Origin of the sequence: Kaistella carnis (genome assembly GCF_003860585.1) — a bacterium.
Classification (GTDB): domain Bacteria; phylum Bacteroidota; class Bacteroidia; order Flavobacteriales; family Weeksellaceae; genus Kaistella; species Kaistella carnis.
This window is the reverse complement of sequence record NZ_CP034159.1, coordinates 2,658,546-2,675,932: the sequence shown is the minus strand read 5'-3', so window position 1 is coordinate 2,675,932 and position 17,387 is coordinate 2,658,546. Positions and strand designations below refer to the sequence as shown.

Genomic DNA, 17,387 nt, shown 5'->3' with positions numbered 1-17,387 from the left:
AAGCAAATCATAAGTTTTTAATATATTTAAGTATAAAACTCTGAATATTAGCAATTGCTATTTTATCAAATTCGGACGGAAATAATTTAGTTGGATTTAAATATTTAGTTCGACAATTAGTAAACATAGTTGTAGAACATCTACTATTAGTAATTTCAAAAATTATATTATTTATATATTTGAGAACGGGAAGTTCAACTATCTTTTGACTATGCAAAATGATTATCAAAAAGGAAAGATCAGAAATCATCCTATCATTAAATACCAGTCCTTGTTCTGTAGATTTATAAATCACGTCATATTCTTTCAATAATGAAAAGTTTATTTTATCAAAAATATTTTTATCAACAAAAATATTTTTAAAATATTTTGAAGAAGATAAGTTATACTCACAATTGAGTAAATATGATTTCTGAGATTGAGAAGTTCGCGATTGCAAAAATAAAATATCACTTTTTATTTTTTCTTCATATTTCTCGTCTATTAATAAGGGATCAAACGCTAATCGTAGTGGTGTAATACCGAATTCGCCAATAGCATAAGAATGAATCAGTATTTTATTATATATTATTTCATAAGCGTTTTGGTAAAAATCTACCTCTATACAGAATTTATTATAAGGAGAAATTCTTGGGTAGAGATTTTTATAAACTTGAGATATTGTCCATTCAATCTTTTGAAAAAAATTAAAACTTGAAACTTTTTCCGCCCTTTCAAAATAATATCGGAAACTACTGTAATTGTGCGAAAGCCTATCTTTTGACAATTCATATTCGTTAAAAGATATTCCATTTTTTATTTTTTCATTAGCATCATTAAAAGCTTTTCTAATTCTTTTTGTTGTTTCATTTCTAAAACCACCTTTCCACTTAAATGGCTTATAATAGCCCCAATAAACAAAAATAGCAGAGAAATCCTTCCAAAATTGAAAGTTTACAGGATATTCAATGTCTAAATTATAATATTCTATATTTTTCATTATTTAAAAACTTCGTTCATATAATTTATTTTGTCGTCCTCACTTGGTCTGTAATAGGCATTAAAGACCTCCAAACTCGTGTGACCTGTATAACTCATAATTACTTTGTCCGGCACTCTCTTATTTTTCATGATAGTAATGAAACTTCTTCGTGCGGTATGCGATGAAATTCTTTTATAAAACTCCGTATTCTTTTCAACTAACTGATCTCCATATTTCATTGTCTTCTTAATTTCATCTGTAAATTTTAATTCTTTGAAAACCTCTTTTATGTATTCGTTCATTTTTTGGTTAGAAATACGCGGTAAATTATACTCGTATTTTTCCAAAATAGATCTTGAAATATTATTTAATGGAATCGAGAGCTTCTTCGACTTATCTTTTAAATCAATCACTCTAATAAAATCAGCCTGCAAATCATTTTTTGAAATCCTACTATAGTTTCCGAACCTCATCCCCGTGACACACGCAAATACAAATAAATCCCTAACTTTTTCATATTTTTTATTTTCAGAAAAATCGTGAGCATAAATCTCTTCAACCTGTTTAATGTTCAGTGCAATTTCATCAGTTCTAAATCTAGGTGGCTTTTTAAAATTTAAAAAACTGTTATTAAAACTATATTGTTTTTTAAATGCCCAAAGTAAAAACGTTTTTAATAATCCTACATTTCTATGAACTGTATTTGCAGAATGTTCCCTATTTTCTATACAAAATTTCAAAAATCTGTTATAGATTTTTTCATCAAATTTACCCAGGGATAATTTACATTTCGTTTTTGATTCAAAATCTTCAAGTAATGTTTTATTGCACTTATATCGCTTTAAAGTGGAATTTGATATAGCATTTCCAGAATAGTCATTTTCTTTTTCGGCAATAAATTCATCATATATCCGAAAAAAATCATCCTTTGCTTTTATTTTTTTAAACTCCTCATTAAATCTCTGACGGATAATTTCAATATTTAGATCCTCATTAATATTTTTGTACCTATTTACAATTTCAGTAAAGAAACTACTGTACCGGTCTAATTGTTTTTTAACACTTCTATGATTCTCCGCTTTTTTAGTTCTTCCATTTAAATCATTTGGTTGTCTATTTTCAAAATCCCATTCTGCAGGGGAAATTTTTTCACCAGTAGAATAAATGAAATTTTTATTTTCATTTAGGAAATATGATCGGAAATAAATTAAAGTTTCCTTGTCAGATTTTGGTTCCTTCAATTTATACGTAAAATTCATAGGTGCTAATTTAGGTGCTACTACTTCTATATTTAAGCATAGAAATAACATATATTCACTTATGCAAATATATGTAAAAATCTGATATATAGTACTTTTAAGTATATTTATATATAATCAGATTAATAAGGTTCGTTTCCCTCCAACTCCACATTTTATTAAACCAACCCACTGAAATTCAGTGGGTTATTTTTTATTTAGTCAGTAATTAATCGGTAAGTGGAAAATGTAGTGGTCGTTTTATGTCAGTTTTTATACAGAACTCCTAACAACTTCATTCAAGAATTATCATTGATTTCCCTTTATCAAATAAAAATCAATCCAAGAATCTAATTGTTTTGCATCGTTTGGTCGCAGAATGATTTTTCGATTTTTATCCAGCAAAAAATATCGTCGGAGTTTCAAAGATGTGATAATTTTTGACAGCAGAACTCTCCCACTTTTTATAATCACTGATACTGACGAAAGGAAAACGTTCTACAAAATTTTTAAATACTTCTGCATCGGTATCTAAGGAAACAAAAACCACTTCTACACCCTGTTCTTTCCATTTTGAATACAAACCGGAGATCTGCAAAAGTTCTTCCGGACATGCTGAACACCAACTTGAGCCGAAAATCAATGCGGATATTGCTGCATTTTTCAGGATTATTTTGCAGCTTATTTAATATAGCATCAATTGAACAAGTCTTAAAGCAATAATTAATATTCAGTACTTTTTATGTAATTTAAATCTTAATCTTTGTTTTGAACCTTATTAAAAGTGAAATGTTAGTACATATTTCGGCATAATTTAGGCATTTACTGTCGAGTTTAATTTTCAATAGGCTTTTATTTGCCCGTCTTGCAAAATCCATTAACTTTGCACAAACCTAATCTAATGAGTAAAAAGAACACGAAATACATCTTCGTAACGGGCGGTGTAACTTCTTCTTTAGGCAAAGGAATCGTCTCAGCTTCACTTGGCTTACTGCTAAAATCGAGAGGATTCAATGTCACCATCCAAAAACTTGATCCCTATATTAACATCGACCCTGGAACGCTGAATCCCTACGAACACGGCGAATGCTACGTGACTGAAGACGGCGCAGAAACTGATCTGGATTTGGGTCATTACGAAAGATTTCTGGATTCTAAAACTTCCCAAAACAATAATGTAACGACCGGTAAAATTTACCAGACCGTTATTGAAAAAGAAAGAAAAGGTGATTTCTTAGGTAAAACCGTGCAGGTTATTCCGCATATTACCAATGAAATAAAACGCAGAATTAAAATTCTGGCGAAACAAAATTATGATATCATCATAACCGAAATTGGTGGAACCGTGGGCGATATTGAATCTCTTCCTTATATAGAGAGTGTGCGACAATTAAAATGGGAATTGGGAGAACACAATTCCATGGTGATTCACTTGACTTTATTGCCTTACTTGGCATCCAGTGGGGAATTGAAAACAAAACCTTCACAACATTCGGTTCGTCAGTTAATGGAATCGGGTATTCAGGCGGACGTTTTGGTGTGCAGAACCGAGCATAATATTCCGAAAGAGCAACGTGCAAAATTAGCACAGTTCTGTAATGTGGCTTTAGAAAACGTAATCGAATGTAAAGATCTAGAAACCATTTATGAAGTTCCACTTTATTTACAAAAACAGGATTTCGATGATGTAGTCTTAAAGGAACTGAATTTAAAATCTGATAAACAAGCAGATTTAAAAGATTGGAAAAATTTCCTCAAAAAATATAAAAACCCGAAGAAGAAAGTAGAAATCGCGTTGGTTGGAAAATATGTTTCCCTACAGGACTCGTACAAATCTATCGCAGAATCCTTTATTCACGCAGGTGCCGATCTGGAAACTGAAGTGAAAGTAAGATGGGTTTACAGTGGCGAAATCGACGAAAGTAACATCGCAGAAACTTTTGCAGGGATTGATGGAATGTTGATCGCTCCAGGATTTGGAGACCGAGGAATTGAAGGAAAAATCGCTGCTGCAAAATATGCACGGGAAAATAATATTCCACTTTTGGGAATCTGTTTGGGTATGCAGATCATGACTATCGAATTTGCAAGAAATGTTTTGGGTTATAAAAAAGCCAACTCTATGGAATTCGATACTTCAACACCAGAACCCGTGATCTCTTTAATGGAAGAACAGAAAAATGTGGTTGATAAAGGCGGAACAATGCGCTTAGGTGCGTGGAAATGCGCTTTAAAGACAGGCTCAAAACTACAGGAAATCTACGGCACGAAAAACATTTCGGAAAGACACCGTCACCGTTATGAATTCAACTCGGAATTCAGAGAAGAATTTGAGAAGAATGGCTTGGTTCCCACAGGATTTAATCCAGAAACTGATTTGGTAGAAACCCTCGAACTGAAAGACCATCCTTTCTATATCGGCGTTCAATATCACCCGGAATACAAAAGTACGGTTGCTTCACCCCATCCTTTATTTAAGGCGCTGATTAAAGCTTCTTCAAAAAAATAAAAACCAAGAGATAAAAGACAAAATGTTTTTTATCTCTTTTCTTTTTAAATGACCATCTAAAAAATTCTTCATTGCCAAAAATTTCAGTATTTTTGTCACCCAAAATTAAAAGGTAATCATTAGAGAATTACAAACCTTCGAATTTTAAATTTCAAACAAATTAAAATGCAGCAAAATAACGGTTTAGATAAAAATCAACTGATCAGTTTCGCCTTGTTTTCCCTAATCTTAATTGGTGTTATGTTTTACTTTCAAAACAAGCAAGCCAAGGAACAGGAACTCAAACAGGCCGAAAACAAAACACAGGTTGTAAATAAAACTGCCAATAATGCCGCGAAGCCGGCGCTCGTTACGAATCTTAACGACAGTGTTAATACAACTTCTATTCAACAGATAGAGTTAAAGAACAAAGAACTGACTTTAGGAATTTCAACTTTGGGTGGTCAACTTTCTACCGTTGAGCTTAACGAATTTAAAGCTTACAATAAAGTTTCTGATGTTAATGATAAGAAGTTGCTTCTTTTTGATAAAAATAATTCTTCTTACGGTTTTCAGTTCAAAGATAAAACAGGAAAAACTTTCAATACAAAAGACTTGGTATTTTCGCCAACTCAAAATGGCAATTCCGTCACGATGCAAGCCAATGTAAATGGCGCTGTCATTCAGTTCATTTATACATTACTGGATAAATACACCGTTGACTTTAATGTAAAAACACAAGGTTTAGCACAATTGGTTTCTGATTCAAAAGCAGAATTCGTTTGGGACTTCACGGCGCGTCAACAAGAGAAAGGGCGCTCTCAAGAACAGACACACACGGAATTTAACTATGCTTTCGACAATTACAGCAGTTTCGATTATGACGGCAGAACGACAATGGAAGAGCCGAAAGAAACACTGAATTGGTTAGCGATCAAACAACAGTTTTTCTCCATGGTGATCGAGCCGCAAAGTGGTTTCAAAAATTCACACGGTAATCAGGACATGATTGAGGAAGGCGAATTTTTGAAAAAATTCAATTATAACGGACAGATTGATTTGGTTAATAATGAATTGAATCAGGATTTCAAATGGTATTTCATGCCTTTGGATTTACCCCTTTTGAAAAGTTACGACAAGAATTTTGATGAATTGCTTCCTTTAGGATGGTCATTTATTGGAACATTAAACAGATGGTTCTTTATTCCAATGTTTAATTTAATTTCAAGTTGGGGAATCGCTGCAGGTTGGGTTATTTTCTTAATGACGATTATTGTAAAGATCATTTTATCGCCGGTTATGTTCAAGCAGCATAAACTGAGTGCCATGATGCGGGTGATTCGTCCGGAGATTGATGAAGTAAACGCCAAATACAAAAATGCTGATGCCATGAAAAAGCAGCAGGAAACGATGGCAGTTTATCGAAAGGCGGGCGTTAACCAAATGGCTGGATGTCTTCCGGGTTTACTGCAGGTTCCGATTTTCTATGCCTTATTCCGATTCTTCCCGAATATGATTGATTTGAGAGGAAAAAGCTTCTGGTTTGCAAAAGATTTGACCGCTTATGACGACGTCATTAAATTACCTTTTCACATTCCATTCCTACAGGACCATTTAAGTATTTTTGCAATTGCATGTACGATCGTTATTTTAATTTATACGGTGATGACCGCAGGGAACATTCAGCAACCTACTCAGGAAGGAATGCCGAATATGAAAGTGATCATGTATATCTTCCCGATCACCTTTTTGTTTTTCTTAAATACTTCTGCTTCGGGACTTTCCTGGTATTATTTCGTATCTAATGCGATTAACATCTTAATTATCCTTGTGATCAAATACTGGATTTTAGATGAGAAGAAAATTCACGCACAGATTCAGGCGAACAAACAGAAAGAGCCGAAAAAGGAAGGTAAATTCCAAAAGAGAATGCGTGAAATGATGGAGAAAGCTCAAGAACAGCAAAAAGCACAACAACAGCAAACTCCTAAGAAAAAATAACCAATCTATATAAAGAACAAAAAAAACGGAAGATATGATCTTCCGTTTTTTTATGGAAATAAGTCACTTGTAAAGTCTTCAACTTCCCCCGGAGATCGTACTTCGGAATAATCTAAACGAAAGGATTTTCGGTGGTGAATGGTGGGACCATATTTATTCAAAGCTTCCCGGTGCTGCTTGGTTGCGTAACCCATATTTTTATTCCAACCATACTCAGGAAACTCTTCATGCAATTCAATCATGAGCTGATCACGATAATTCTTCGCTAGAATGGAGGCACACGCAATTGACAAAAACTTAGAATCCCCTTTAATTATACACTGATGAGGAATAAAAGGATAGGGATGAAATCGATTGCCATCAACCAGAATTAATTCAGGTCTTATAGTCAGTTGGTCCAGGGCAAGATGCATGGCATGAATACTTGAATTTAATATATTATGTTCATCAATAAAAGAGGGCGGTAATTCTGCAATGGCATATTCCCTCACATGCTCCTTGATATAAGAATCCAAATCTAATCTTGTTTTAGATGTTAATTTTTTAGAATCATTAACTAAATTTTGGTTAAAATTATGATCCAGAATAACAGCTGCTGCTACGACTGGTCCAGACAGACATCCTCTTCCAACTTCGTCACAACCCGCCTCAATATAATGCATCGAAGCACTTTTTTTTAATTTCATCACAATACCTTTTCTATAATTATTTCTCAATAAGGCTGATAAAATTATAAATTTTTTAATAATTTATTAACAAATAATTTGGTAATCTCAATAAAAGTTTGCACATTTGCTTCAATGAAAAAATTTAATTTGATATGAAGAAATTAACAACAAGCGTTTTAGCAGTAGTTTTAACTTCGTCATTTGCTTTGGTAAATGCACAGAATGTTCAAGACACTATTAAAACGCAGAACATCGGTGAAGTAATAATTACTGGTGCTTTAGGTATTAAGAAAACTGCCGATGCTACCACGAGTGCACAACAAGTAGTTGGGGCAAAGGAGTTAAATCAAGCTGCTGCACCAAATGCAATACAATCGTTAACAGGTAAAGTATCTGGATTAAAAATTACGAATACTAACAGTTCAGTTAATCCAGATTACAACATTGTATTGAGAAGTGCAAAATCTGTAACCGGTAGTAATCAAGCATTAATTGTTATTGATAATTCAATTTCAACGGCAGCAATTTTAGGAGCCTTACCTCCTGAAGCTATTGAAAACGTGAACGTGATTAAAGGTTTACAAGGGTCTGCACTTTACGGATCACAGGGTGTAAACGGTGTTATTATCGTAACAACAAAAAGAGGAACTAAATCTGAAAAAATTTCTTTTAATTTAACCTCTGCAGTTGAAATAAGCCAAGTATTTAAGTTACCGAAGGTGCAAACCAGATATGGTAAAGGTGTACAAGATGAAAGCTACAGTGATGTAGATTACGGAGGTACAAACTATGTGCCATGGGAAAACACATCTTGGGGACCAGCTTATAACGGAATTTTAGGTGGACAAACGGTACCAACAGGTCTTCCACAACCAAACGGACAATACATTTATGGTCAATATGCCCCTGTAAAAGATCATTTCTCAAAATTCTTTCAAAATGGTGTTTCTTATCAAAATGGTTTAAGTATAAATGTTGGCGGATCAGATTCTTATGCATTTGTATCTATGAATAGATTGGATAATGGTTTTGTAGTAGCAGGTGATAAACTTAAGCAAAATAACTTCTTATTCAAAGGAGGAAAGAAATTTGATAAATTAAGAGTTGACGGACAGTTCAACTATATTGGTAGACTGGTAAACCAAACAAATGGTGGGTTATATGACGATCTTTTGCAAATGCCAACTACAAATGATATTAGAGCCTACAAAAATTCAGGTTTTACAGGTTATTTAACACCATATTCTGTAAATCCATATTGGAGTATAGAAAATGAAAGATTAAATTCAAGTCTAGAATATTTGAATGGTATTATCTCGTTGCAGTATGATATTAATAAAAACATTAATGTAACATATACCGGAAATCTTAGTCTATCAAAAACTGAGCAGGAAAATCACAATAATGGCTATAACAAAGTGATAACCTATGATGACCCAAATGTTTCGATTCCTACTGGTGTTGCTTCGTACTACTACAATAGAAATTATACCGATAGAAGATATTATGGCGATTTGTTGTTGAATTTTGATTATGATCTGAACGAAGACTTTAATCTAAAAGTAAATTTAGGTAATAATATTCAAGACAGAGCGTACAACGCTAGATCTGTTGGAGGGTCAGGATTAATCATTCCAGGCTGGTACAGTGTGAATAACATTAGTTCACTTGCGCTGCCTACAGACACTGCTGTAAAAGAAGATGGAGGCACTATGGATAATTATAACAGAAGAGTAAAAAGTTATGCATTTTTCGGAAATTTAGATTTAGCATTTAAAGATTATCTATATCTAAATGGTACTTACAGATACGAACAAAGCTCATTATTTTCCACAAACATCAATGGACAATTTAATAACAAAGCATACCCGTATTATTCTGCAGGTCTATCCTTTATCCCTACCAAAGCTTTTGATTTTGGAGGTGATGTATTGACTTACGTGAAAATTGCACCTAGTTATTCCAGAGTTGGTAATGCTAATTTAAATCCATATTCAGTAAATCCTACCGGGAATGTAGCTGCAGGATATCCTTTCAATGTTCCTTCTTATGTATTGAATACATCTGTGACAAATCCAAATGTAAAACCTGAATATTTCACAAGTATTGAATTAAATGCAATACTTGGTTTTTTCAATGACCGCATTACTTTGGAAGGTTCTGTTTATCAATCAAAAACTAAGGATTTAATTATTGCGTCAGCTCCTTCCAATACTAGTGGGCTGTCGTCTTATGTGGACAATATTGGAAATGCAAAAACAACTGGATTTGATATTGATTTGGGGCTTACACCTATTAAAACTCAAAATTTCACATGGAATTTACACGGTTATTTTTCTAAATCAGAAACTATCCTAGAATCCCTGAAGAGTGGTGCTTCTCAAGTTGCTTTACTTACTTATTCCTCGCCTTCTATAGGTGTAGCTGCTGTAGTAGGAGAGAATCTATACTCATTTGTAGGCTCAACATACCGTAAAGATCCTAATGGAAACATTATAGTAGGTGCAAATGGTGTCCCTCTCATCAATTCTGCTCTTTCTGTTTTAGGTAATGTAAATCCTGATTACACAATGGGACTAACTACCTCTTTCAAATATAAAGGACTATCCCTTTCTGCAGTAATGGATTATAGAAAAGGAGGACAATTTGTTTCATTTACCAAAGGTTTACTAGCGTTTACAGGTGGTCTTGAACAAACTGCAGATCAGGAAAGAGAAAATGGATATGTCGTGCCAAATTCAGTTCAACTTGTAGGTGGCAATTATGTAACTAATAGTACTGCGGCTTACTCTGCTGATTATTCAGGTGTTGTGACTTACTGGACAGGTAATAATTTCAGAAGAACAGGTGAAAATCTTATCGTAGACGCTACTTTCTTCAAAGTAAGAGAAATTGCGTTGAGCTATGATCTTCCAAAATCCGTTCTACAGTCTACATTTGTCAATGGTATTACTGTAAGTATGTATGCAAGAAATCCAATCGCAATCTATGCGAAAAGTAATAGAAACTTTGCTGATCCAGAATCATCTAATTACAGCGGGAATTTATCCGGAATTGCTGATACCTCGCAGTATCCAACTACAAGAACATTCGGATTTAAATTAAATGCAACCTTTTAAAATTTAAAAATAATGAAAAATAAAATAATATTAATGGCATTATCGGCTACCCTATTTGGTAGTATATCGTGTAATGATTTTTTAGACACCAACGTAGATCCAGATAGAGTAGATGCAAATTTGCTTACTCCTAACTATATCTTCCCTGGAGCTGTTACTGGAACTCATGCAATACAAGCTAGAAATTTGAATGCTTTTGCTGGCGTACAAATGAATAGTTTGGCAGGAAATTCTTATTCATTCGGTACTCCGTTTGTTGATGACTACACACCAAATATTACTTCTGGTTACAATGCAGCAATTTGGGATACAATGTTTAGAAATGTAACTAATTTCCAAACAATAATTGATTTCAAAGACCAAAATGGTGAATATACCAGATATAAAGCGATGTCAATGATCATGAAAGCTTATTATGTACAGATCCTTACCGATTTGTACGGTGATATGCCTTACACAGAAGCTTTCAAGAGAGAACTAAATCTTTCACCTAAATATGATAAAGGTGAGGATATCTACAAAGCTTCCATAGCAGATTTGGAAAGTGCAGTTCAAATGATCACTTCTGGTGCAGGAACAAGTCCGGCAAGTGCAGACATTGTATTTAATGGAGATATGTCAAAATGGACTTCTTTTGCGAATGCAATTAAACTCAGATATTTAGTAAGAATGTCTAACGTTACAGGTGAAATGGCTACCTACAGAGATCAAAAATTGAGTACTCTTGCAGGCGCAACGTATCCAGCTACTGATGTAACTACGAATCCTGGTTATTCATCGGCAAGTGATACTAAGCAAAATCCTTTTACAAATTATTGGATTGTTCTTAGTTCAGGAGCAAGACCAACCGCAGGTAATCAAGGATATAATTTATATACTGCTTCTGAACACATTGCTTTAGCTTTAAATGGAAATTTAAGATATATACCTCAAGATGGAGTTGGTGTTGCTACCAGTGATTCTAGAGATGTTTATCAAAAATTCAATGGAATTAAAGATGGAAGAAGAGGCAGAATGTTTACATTGATTACTCCTCTTGGCGGTGTTGCAGCAGACGCAACTGTAGAGGGAGTTAGACAAGGTGCGACTCCAGGACAGCCAGGTGCTGAAGCTGGTAGAACAGCAAATACTGTTTCTAGATTTGGTTTAGGATTAATTCTAGGTAATAATACTTCAATTACGTCAACCGCTCCTGCTGCTATTGTCGCAGCTGCATCGGCTAAACCTGGTGTTCTAATGTCAAAAGCAGAAATAGAACTACTTTTAGCAGAAGCTGCACTTAGATATCCTGCAAACATCTCAGGTTCCGCACAATCGCATTTTGAAGCGGGTATTACTGCTTCATACAATTATTTAGGCGCAAGTGGATCTGCTGCATATATCACAAGCGTAAATAGCGTTCCAAAATTAGGTTGGACTGGTTCTACAGATAATAAAATCGAAGCGATTATGACTCAAAAATGGATTGCACTTACGGGTGTAAATCCAGAACAGTCATTCTTTGATTATACAAGAACTGGATATCCTGTTACACCACTAGCGACTATTGCAACAGGTACAGTGAAGCCAAACAGACTGATCTATCCAACTTCAGAATACGCGTCAAATGCTAATAATGTTCCGAATGTTACTGCCGCAGACGTATTTACTAAAAACATGTTTACGCCTTTCTGGGCTAGATAATTTTTTAATAAAGTTTTGCAAAATGAAAACCGGCTCAATTTCTGAGTCGGTTTTTTTTATTATTTTATATCCATTGCCGCCTCTAATTATTTCCGATAGAATAATTTTTGGGGGCCGATAACGCCAACCGGCGCGATGTATTTACACTTAATTTGGAACCAAATTATATCGGAATCCTAAATCAATTCTTTAAATTACATCATTAAAAGCCATATAGACGTGCAACTTTAAGAGGCTACTTCTTATTTCCGTATATTTGTAATTCAAAATTTAGTAATGAACAGTAAGAATATTATAGAAAATAAAATCCTGGAAATTATCCATAACCTCTACCAGATCCAAGTGGATAAAGTAGAAGTTCAACAAAATAAATCCGAATTTGAAGGCGATTTTACGTTTGTCACATTCCCTCTCGTTAAGCATCTGAAAAAGAATCCCGACCAAATTGCCGTGGAACTTGGCGATGCTTTAGTTATTCAAACCGATTTTGTCGAAAGCTACAAGGTTGTAAAAGGTTTCCTTAACCTGACAATCCGCAACAGTTTTTTTCTCGACAGCTTTAAGACCGCAAAAGAAAATTTTGATCTCAAAGAATCCAAGGATGAGACGGTCATGATCGAGTATTCTTCCCCCAACACCAACAAGCCGCTGCACTTGGGTCACATTCGGAACAATCTTTTGGGATATTCCGTAGCCGAAATATTAAAAGAAGACGGTTACAACGTCATCAAAACCCAGATCATCAACGACCGTGGAATCCACATTTGCAAATCCATGCTCGCCTGGAAAAATTCCGGGACAAACGATACACCCGAATCCACGCATTTGAAAGGCGACAAACTCGTCGGGAATTATTATGTGGCGTTCGATAAAACCTATAAAAAGGAAATCGCTGACTTAATCTCTGAAGGCTACGATGAAGATACCGCGAAAAAACAGGCTCCAAGCATTCAGGAAGCGCAAAAAATGCTTTTAGACTGGGAAAAAGGAGACGAAACCGTTCGGAACCTTTGGACAGAAATGAATTCGTGGGTATACGCCGGCTTTGCCGAAACCTACAAAAGACTGGGCGTCGATTTCGATCAGATTCAATATGAAAGCAATACCTATCTTCTGGGCAAAGATCTCATTCAGAAAGGATTAATCAATGGCTCACTTTACCGGAAAGAAGACGGTTCCGTTTGGTGCGACCTTAGCGAAGAAGGATTAGATCACAAACTTCTACTTCGCGGCGACGGAACTTCGGTTTATATGACGCAGGATTTGGGCACAGCTGTGCAGCGTTTTGAGGAGAATAATATTCAGAAATTAATTTACACCGTTGGCAACGAACAGGATTATCATTTTGATGTTTTAATCAAAATCCTTCGAAAACTTGGCTACACTTGGGCTGAAAATCTTTATCACCTTTCCTACGGAATGGTCGAACTTCCGGCGGGAAAAATGAAATCCCGCGAAGGAACAGTTGTCGATGCCGACGACTTGATGCAGGAAATGTATGTCACGGCAAAAGAAAAAGCTCAGGAACTCGGTAAACTCGAAACCTTATCCGAAGCGGAGAAAGAAAAATCTTACGAAACTGTCGGCTTGGGCGCTTTAAAATATTTTATGCTGAAAGTAGATCCGAAAAAGAAAATGCTCTTTAATCCCGCAGAAAGCATCGATTTTTCCGGCAACACAGGCCCTTTTATCCAATATACTTACGCGAGAATTCAGTCTCTGCTCACCAAAGCCGAATACAAAGAAAAAAGTATCGAAGCCTACGAAATGAACTCCTCCGAAAAGGAATTGGTCATGAATCTCGCCAATTTCAAAGAGGTTATTTCCCGAGCGGCAGAAACCCTTTCTCCGGCCTTGGTTGCAAATTACATATACGAAGTGGTAAAATCATACAACTCTTTCTATCAGAACAATCCGATTCTAAGTCAGGAAGACGAAACTACAAAAAACTTCCGTTTAGAATTATCTAATTTAACGGGGAAGACCATTAAAAAAGGCCTTGAACTTTTAGGAATTGGAACGGTGAATCGAATGTAATATGTGGGCATGCCCCTTCGCTGCCCTTCAATTCCACGGCAACTTCGGGTCGGTCTTCGGCTCCCAATCTTTTTTATCGGTCTTGTAAAACAGGACCAATAAAAAAGGATTTCCGCCTACTTCCTCACGCAGGATCTTGCAAATTTAAAAACCTATTTCAAAATGAAGATTGATTTTTCAACCCAAGAACGACCAATAGCAAATACGGAATTTGAAAAACAAGTTCTTTCTTTCTTACGCAGTTGGAATGATGATTCTGCAACGGTAAAAGTTCAAACTTCAGGCTCAACGGGAACTCCGAAGGTTTTCGACATTGAAAAAGAAAGAATGCGTCATTCCGCAAAAATGACGTGTGATATTTTAGGTTTGAAAGAAAGCGATACTGCCCTACTCTGTCTTCCCGTAGAATATATTTCCGGTAAAATGATGGTCGTTCGCGCTGCAGAAAGAAAATTGAACCTCATTGTAAAAACACCTTCGGTCAATCCGATAAAGGATTTAAACCAAGAAATTACGTTCTGCGCAATGTCACCACTTCAAGTTGAAAACTCACTGGATAAAATTCATTTCATTAAAAATATTATAATTGGCGGAGCGGCCGTTTCAGAATCACTGAAGACGAAAATCTTTCAACAACTTAAAGGACCAAAAACTCAATCAAATATTTTTGAAACGTACGGAATGTCGGAAACACTTTCGCACATCGCGCTAAAACAAATTTATCCGCTTGCAGAAGAGTATTTCACGGTTCTTGGTAATATTAAAATCAGTCTCGACGAAAGAGGTTGCCTGCAAATTGATGCACCCCAATTAAATCCGGAAATTCTTAAAACGAACGATTTAGTTGAAATTAAAAATGAGAAGGAATTTAAATTTCTGGGACGAATTGATCATGTCATTAATTCAGGTGGCTTAAAAATCTACCCCGAACAGTTAGAAAAATTGGTTAAAAAGGAAATTCCAAACGAAGTTGTTTTCCTCGGTATTCCTGATGAAATATTGGGTCAAAAATTGGTTCTTTTGGTAGAAGGTCAAGAGAATGAACAAATAATCGACCGATTAAAAACCCTTGATTATCCTTCAAAAAATCACCATCCCAAAGAAATTATTTTCCTGGAAACGTTTCCACGAATCCCAAATGGTAAAATAGACCGTCAGAAATTAATTGAAAGTGTTTATAAAGGGTAAATTACTGGAGTTCTATTTTGAACCTCTATTTTATAATCTTTATTCTTTTATCTTTGTTCTTTACTCTTATTAAATGAAGGATTTCTCCAAAGAATTAACGTACAAAACTTCCCGCAGCAGCGGTGCAGGCGGTCAGAACGTGAATAAGGTAGAAACTTCCGTGACCGTCATGTGGAATGTAGCAGAAAGTGAATGTTTTTCTATTGAAGCAAAAGAGATGATTTCTGAAAAACTGAAGAACAGAATTAACGCAGAAGGTATTTTACAACTTACCGTTTCTGAGAGTCGAACACAGCTTCAAAATAAAAAAATCGCAACCGAAAAAATTTTATCTCTGGTACAAAAATCTTTATTTATCCCAAAATCCCGAAAACCCACAAAACCTTCCCGCTCCAAGATTGAAAAGCGCATCAAAGCGAAGAAGGAACTTTCGCAGAAGAAAGAAAACCGTCGATTTAAAGGGGAATAATCGGATAAGATTTTATGATCCTAGTTTAGGTGATTATTATAATCGTTTCACGGTTTAAAACTTTGCGATTGTCTTTTCTTAACTACCTTTTTATATTTTTCTGAAAAGTCATAATTCCCTGGCAAGAACACCTGAACTCTATTTTAGCCCCGATTGCAGTGAAAATCCCGCAATGAAGGGGCGAGCGAAGCGAGCCCCGAAATGAGGAATTGCAACGAAAAGCGGGACCGAATGTCAAAAAGAAGCAAAACAGGAATGCTCCTGAAGAAATTCTTTAAATTGATTATCTTTGCTAAAATCAAAAAATTATGAGTAAACCGATTACCGAATTTATCGAAAAATATTACCTGCATTTTAATTCTGCAGCTTTAGTTGATGCCTCAAAAGGATATGTTGCCCACTTAAAAGATGGGGGAAAAATGATGATTACTTTGGCTGGAGCAATGTCTACCGCAGAGATTGGAAAAATTTTAGCAGAAATGATCCGTCAGGATAAAGTAGATATTATTTCTTGTACCGGAGCGAATTTAGAGGAAGATTTAATGAATTTGGTGGCGCATTCGCATTACGAAAGAGTGCCGCATTACCGAGATTTGACGGCGAAGGATGAGTGGGATTTATTGGAAAGAGGTCTGAATCGTGTTACCGATACCTGTATTCCGGAGGAAGAAGCGTTCCGACGTTTGCAGAAACACATCGTAGAAATCTGGAAAGACGCAGAAGCAAAAGGTGAACGTTATTTCCCGCACGAATATATGTATAAAATGCTTTTATCTGGCGTTTTGGAGCAGTATTATGAAATCCCGAAAGAGAATTCCTGGATGTTGGCTGCCGCAGAAAAAAACTTACCAATCGTTGTTCCGGGATGGGAAGATTCTACCATGGGAAATATTTTCTCCAGCTACTGTATTAAAGGAGAATTGAAACCTTCTACCGTAAAATCAGGGATTGAATACATGATGTATTTGGCAGACTGGTATCCAAAAAATTCAGGTGGAAAAGGCGTTGGTTTCTTCCAGGTTGGAGGTGGAATCGCTGGTGATTTCCCAATTTGTGTAGTTCCGATGTTGTATCAGGATTTAGAAATGACCGATGTTCCTTTCTGGTCCTATTTCTGTCAGATCTCTGATTCTACCACATCTTACGGTTCTTATTCCGGCGCGGTTCCGAACGAGAAAATCACGTGGGGAAAACTGGATATCAACACACCGAAATATATCGTTGAAAGTGATGCAACAATCTGTGCACCACTGATGTTCTCTTATATCTTAGAGAATTCTTAATTAGGAACTAAGATTTCAGAGCCAGAAATTAGATTTTAAGAATCTGAACTTATATAATATAAACCGAACCCTTTCAATTGTTTAGATTGAGAGGGTTTTTCTTATTCTGAAGAGATAGAAATTTTATTAAAAATACGCCGTGTAAGGTTATGGGAATATTTTGATACCATTCAACGGTGTCTTTAATCTTTAATCCTTGGTGATTTTTTTTTGCAATGATGAATTCATGTTATAAAAGCAGTATTTTTGCGT

The 17,387-nt window shown here is 35.4% G+C and carries 12 protein-coding genes; 8 read left to right on the top strand and 4 right to left on the bottom strand.

Going from position 1 to position 17,387, the window contains the following annotated elements; all coding sequences use genetic code 11:
* Window positions 1-7: 7 nt before the first annotated feature.
* The 3 genes from EIB73_RS12410 to EIB73_RS12400 form a co-directional block, all read right to left on the bottom strand.
* Window positions 8-979 carry a hypothetical protein gene (locus EIB73_RS12410; RefSeq protein WP_125025575.1) on the bottom strand — a complete coding sequence of 324 codons (972 nt, stop codon included), beginning with the start codon at window positions 977-979 and terminating at the stop codon, window positions 8-10.
* Window positions 979-2,220, bottom strand: coding sequence for a tyrosine-type recombinase/integrase (locus EIB73_RS12405; RefSeq protein ID WP_125025574.1), 1,242 nt, complete (start codon window positions 2,218-2,220; stop codon window positions 979-981). The genes EIB73_RS12410 and EIB73_RS12405 overlap by 1 nt, the downstream gene beginning before the upstream one ends.
* 373 nt (window positions 2,221-2,593) lie before the next feature.
* A complete protein-coding gene (locus tag EIB73_RS12400; protein ID WP_164467895.1) occupies window positions 2,594-2,842 on the bottom strand; it encodes a peroxiredoxin family protein in 249 nt (82 codons plus the stop codon).
* A gap of 258 nt (window positions 2,843-3,100) precedes the next feature.
* Here EIB73_RS12400 and EIB73_RS12395 point away from each other — a divergent pair, with 258 nt between their 5' ends.
* Both EIB73_RS12395 and yidC read left to right on the top strand, forming a co-directional pair.
* Window positions 3,101-4,708: a CTP synthase gene (locus tag EIB73_RS12395; protein WP_125025572.1), complete on the top strand. Its 1,608-nt coding sequence runs from the start codon at window positions 3,101-3,103 to the stop codon at window positions 4,706-4,708.
* A 165-nt stretch (window positions 4,709-4,873) separates the two neighbouring features.
* Entirely contained in the window at window positions 4,874-6,688 is a 1,815-nt protein-coding gene (gene yidC / locus EIB73_RS12390; protein WP_125025571.1) for a membrane protein insertase YidC, read from the top strand.
* 50 nt (window positions 6,689-6,738) lie between these two features.
* Here the strand turns inward: yidC and EIB73_RS12385 are convergent, their stop codons facing one another.
* Complete coding sequence (locus EIB73_RS12385; protein ID WP_125025570.1) at window positions 6,739-7,374, bottom strand: ribonuclease HII; 636 nt, start codon at window positions 7,372-7,374, stop codon at window positions 6,739-6,741.
* Window positions 7,375-7,508: 134 nt separating this feature from the next.
* Between EIB73_RS12385 and EIB73_RS12380 the strand changes: the two genes are divergently transcribed.
* The 6 genes from EIB73_RS12380 to EIB73_RS12355 all read left to right on the top strand — a co-directional run bounded on the left by EIB73_RS12380 (window position 7,509) and on the right by EIB73_RS12355 (window position 17,135).
* Window positions 7,509-10,475, top strand: a complete 2,967-nt coding sequence (locus tag EIB73_RS12380) for a SusC/RagA family TonB-linked outer membrane protein (protein ID WP_125025569.1) — start codon at window positions 7,509-7,511, stop codon at window positions 10,473-10,475.
* A 12-nt stretch (window positions 10,476-10,487) separates the two neighbouring features.
* Window positions 10,488-12,158, top strand: a complete 1,671-nt coding sequence (locus EIB73_RS12375; protein ID WP_125025568.1) for a SusD/RagB family nutrient-binding outer membrane lipoprotein — start codon at window positions 10,488-10,490, stop codon at window positions 12,156-12,158.
* Window positions 12,159-12,434: 276 nt separating this feature from the next.
* Window positions 12,435-14,195, top strand: coding sequence for an arginine--tRNA ligase (gene argS, locus EIB73_RS12370; protein WP_125025567.1), 1,761 nt, complete (start codon window positions 12,435-12,437; stop codon window positions 14,193-14,195).
* Window positions 14,196-14,357: 162 nt separating this feature from the next.
* Window positions 14,358-15,383, top strand: a complete 1,026-nt coding sequence (locus EIB73_RS12365; RefSeq protein WP_125025566.1) for an AMP-binding protein — start codon at window positions 14,358-14,360, stop codon at window positions 15,381-15,383.
* Between the two features lie 73 nt (window positions 15,384-15,456).
* Window positions 15,457-15,852, top strand: a complete 396-nt coding sequence (arfB, locus tag EIB73_RS12360; RefSeq protein ID WP_125025565.1) for an alternative ribosome rescue aminoacyl-tRNA hydrolase ArfB — start codon at window positions 15,457-15,459, stop codon at window positions 15,850-15,852.
* Between the two features lie 308 nt (window positions 15,853-16,160).
* Complete coding sequence (locus EIB73_RS12355) at window positions 16,161-17,135, top strand: deoxyhypusine synthase family protein (protein WP_125025564.1); 975 nt, start codon at window positions 16,161-16,163, stop codon at window positions 17,133-17,135.
* Window positions 17,136-17,387: the final 252 nt, after the last annotated feature.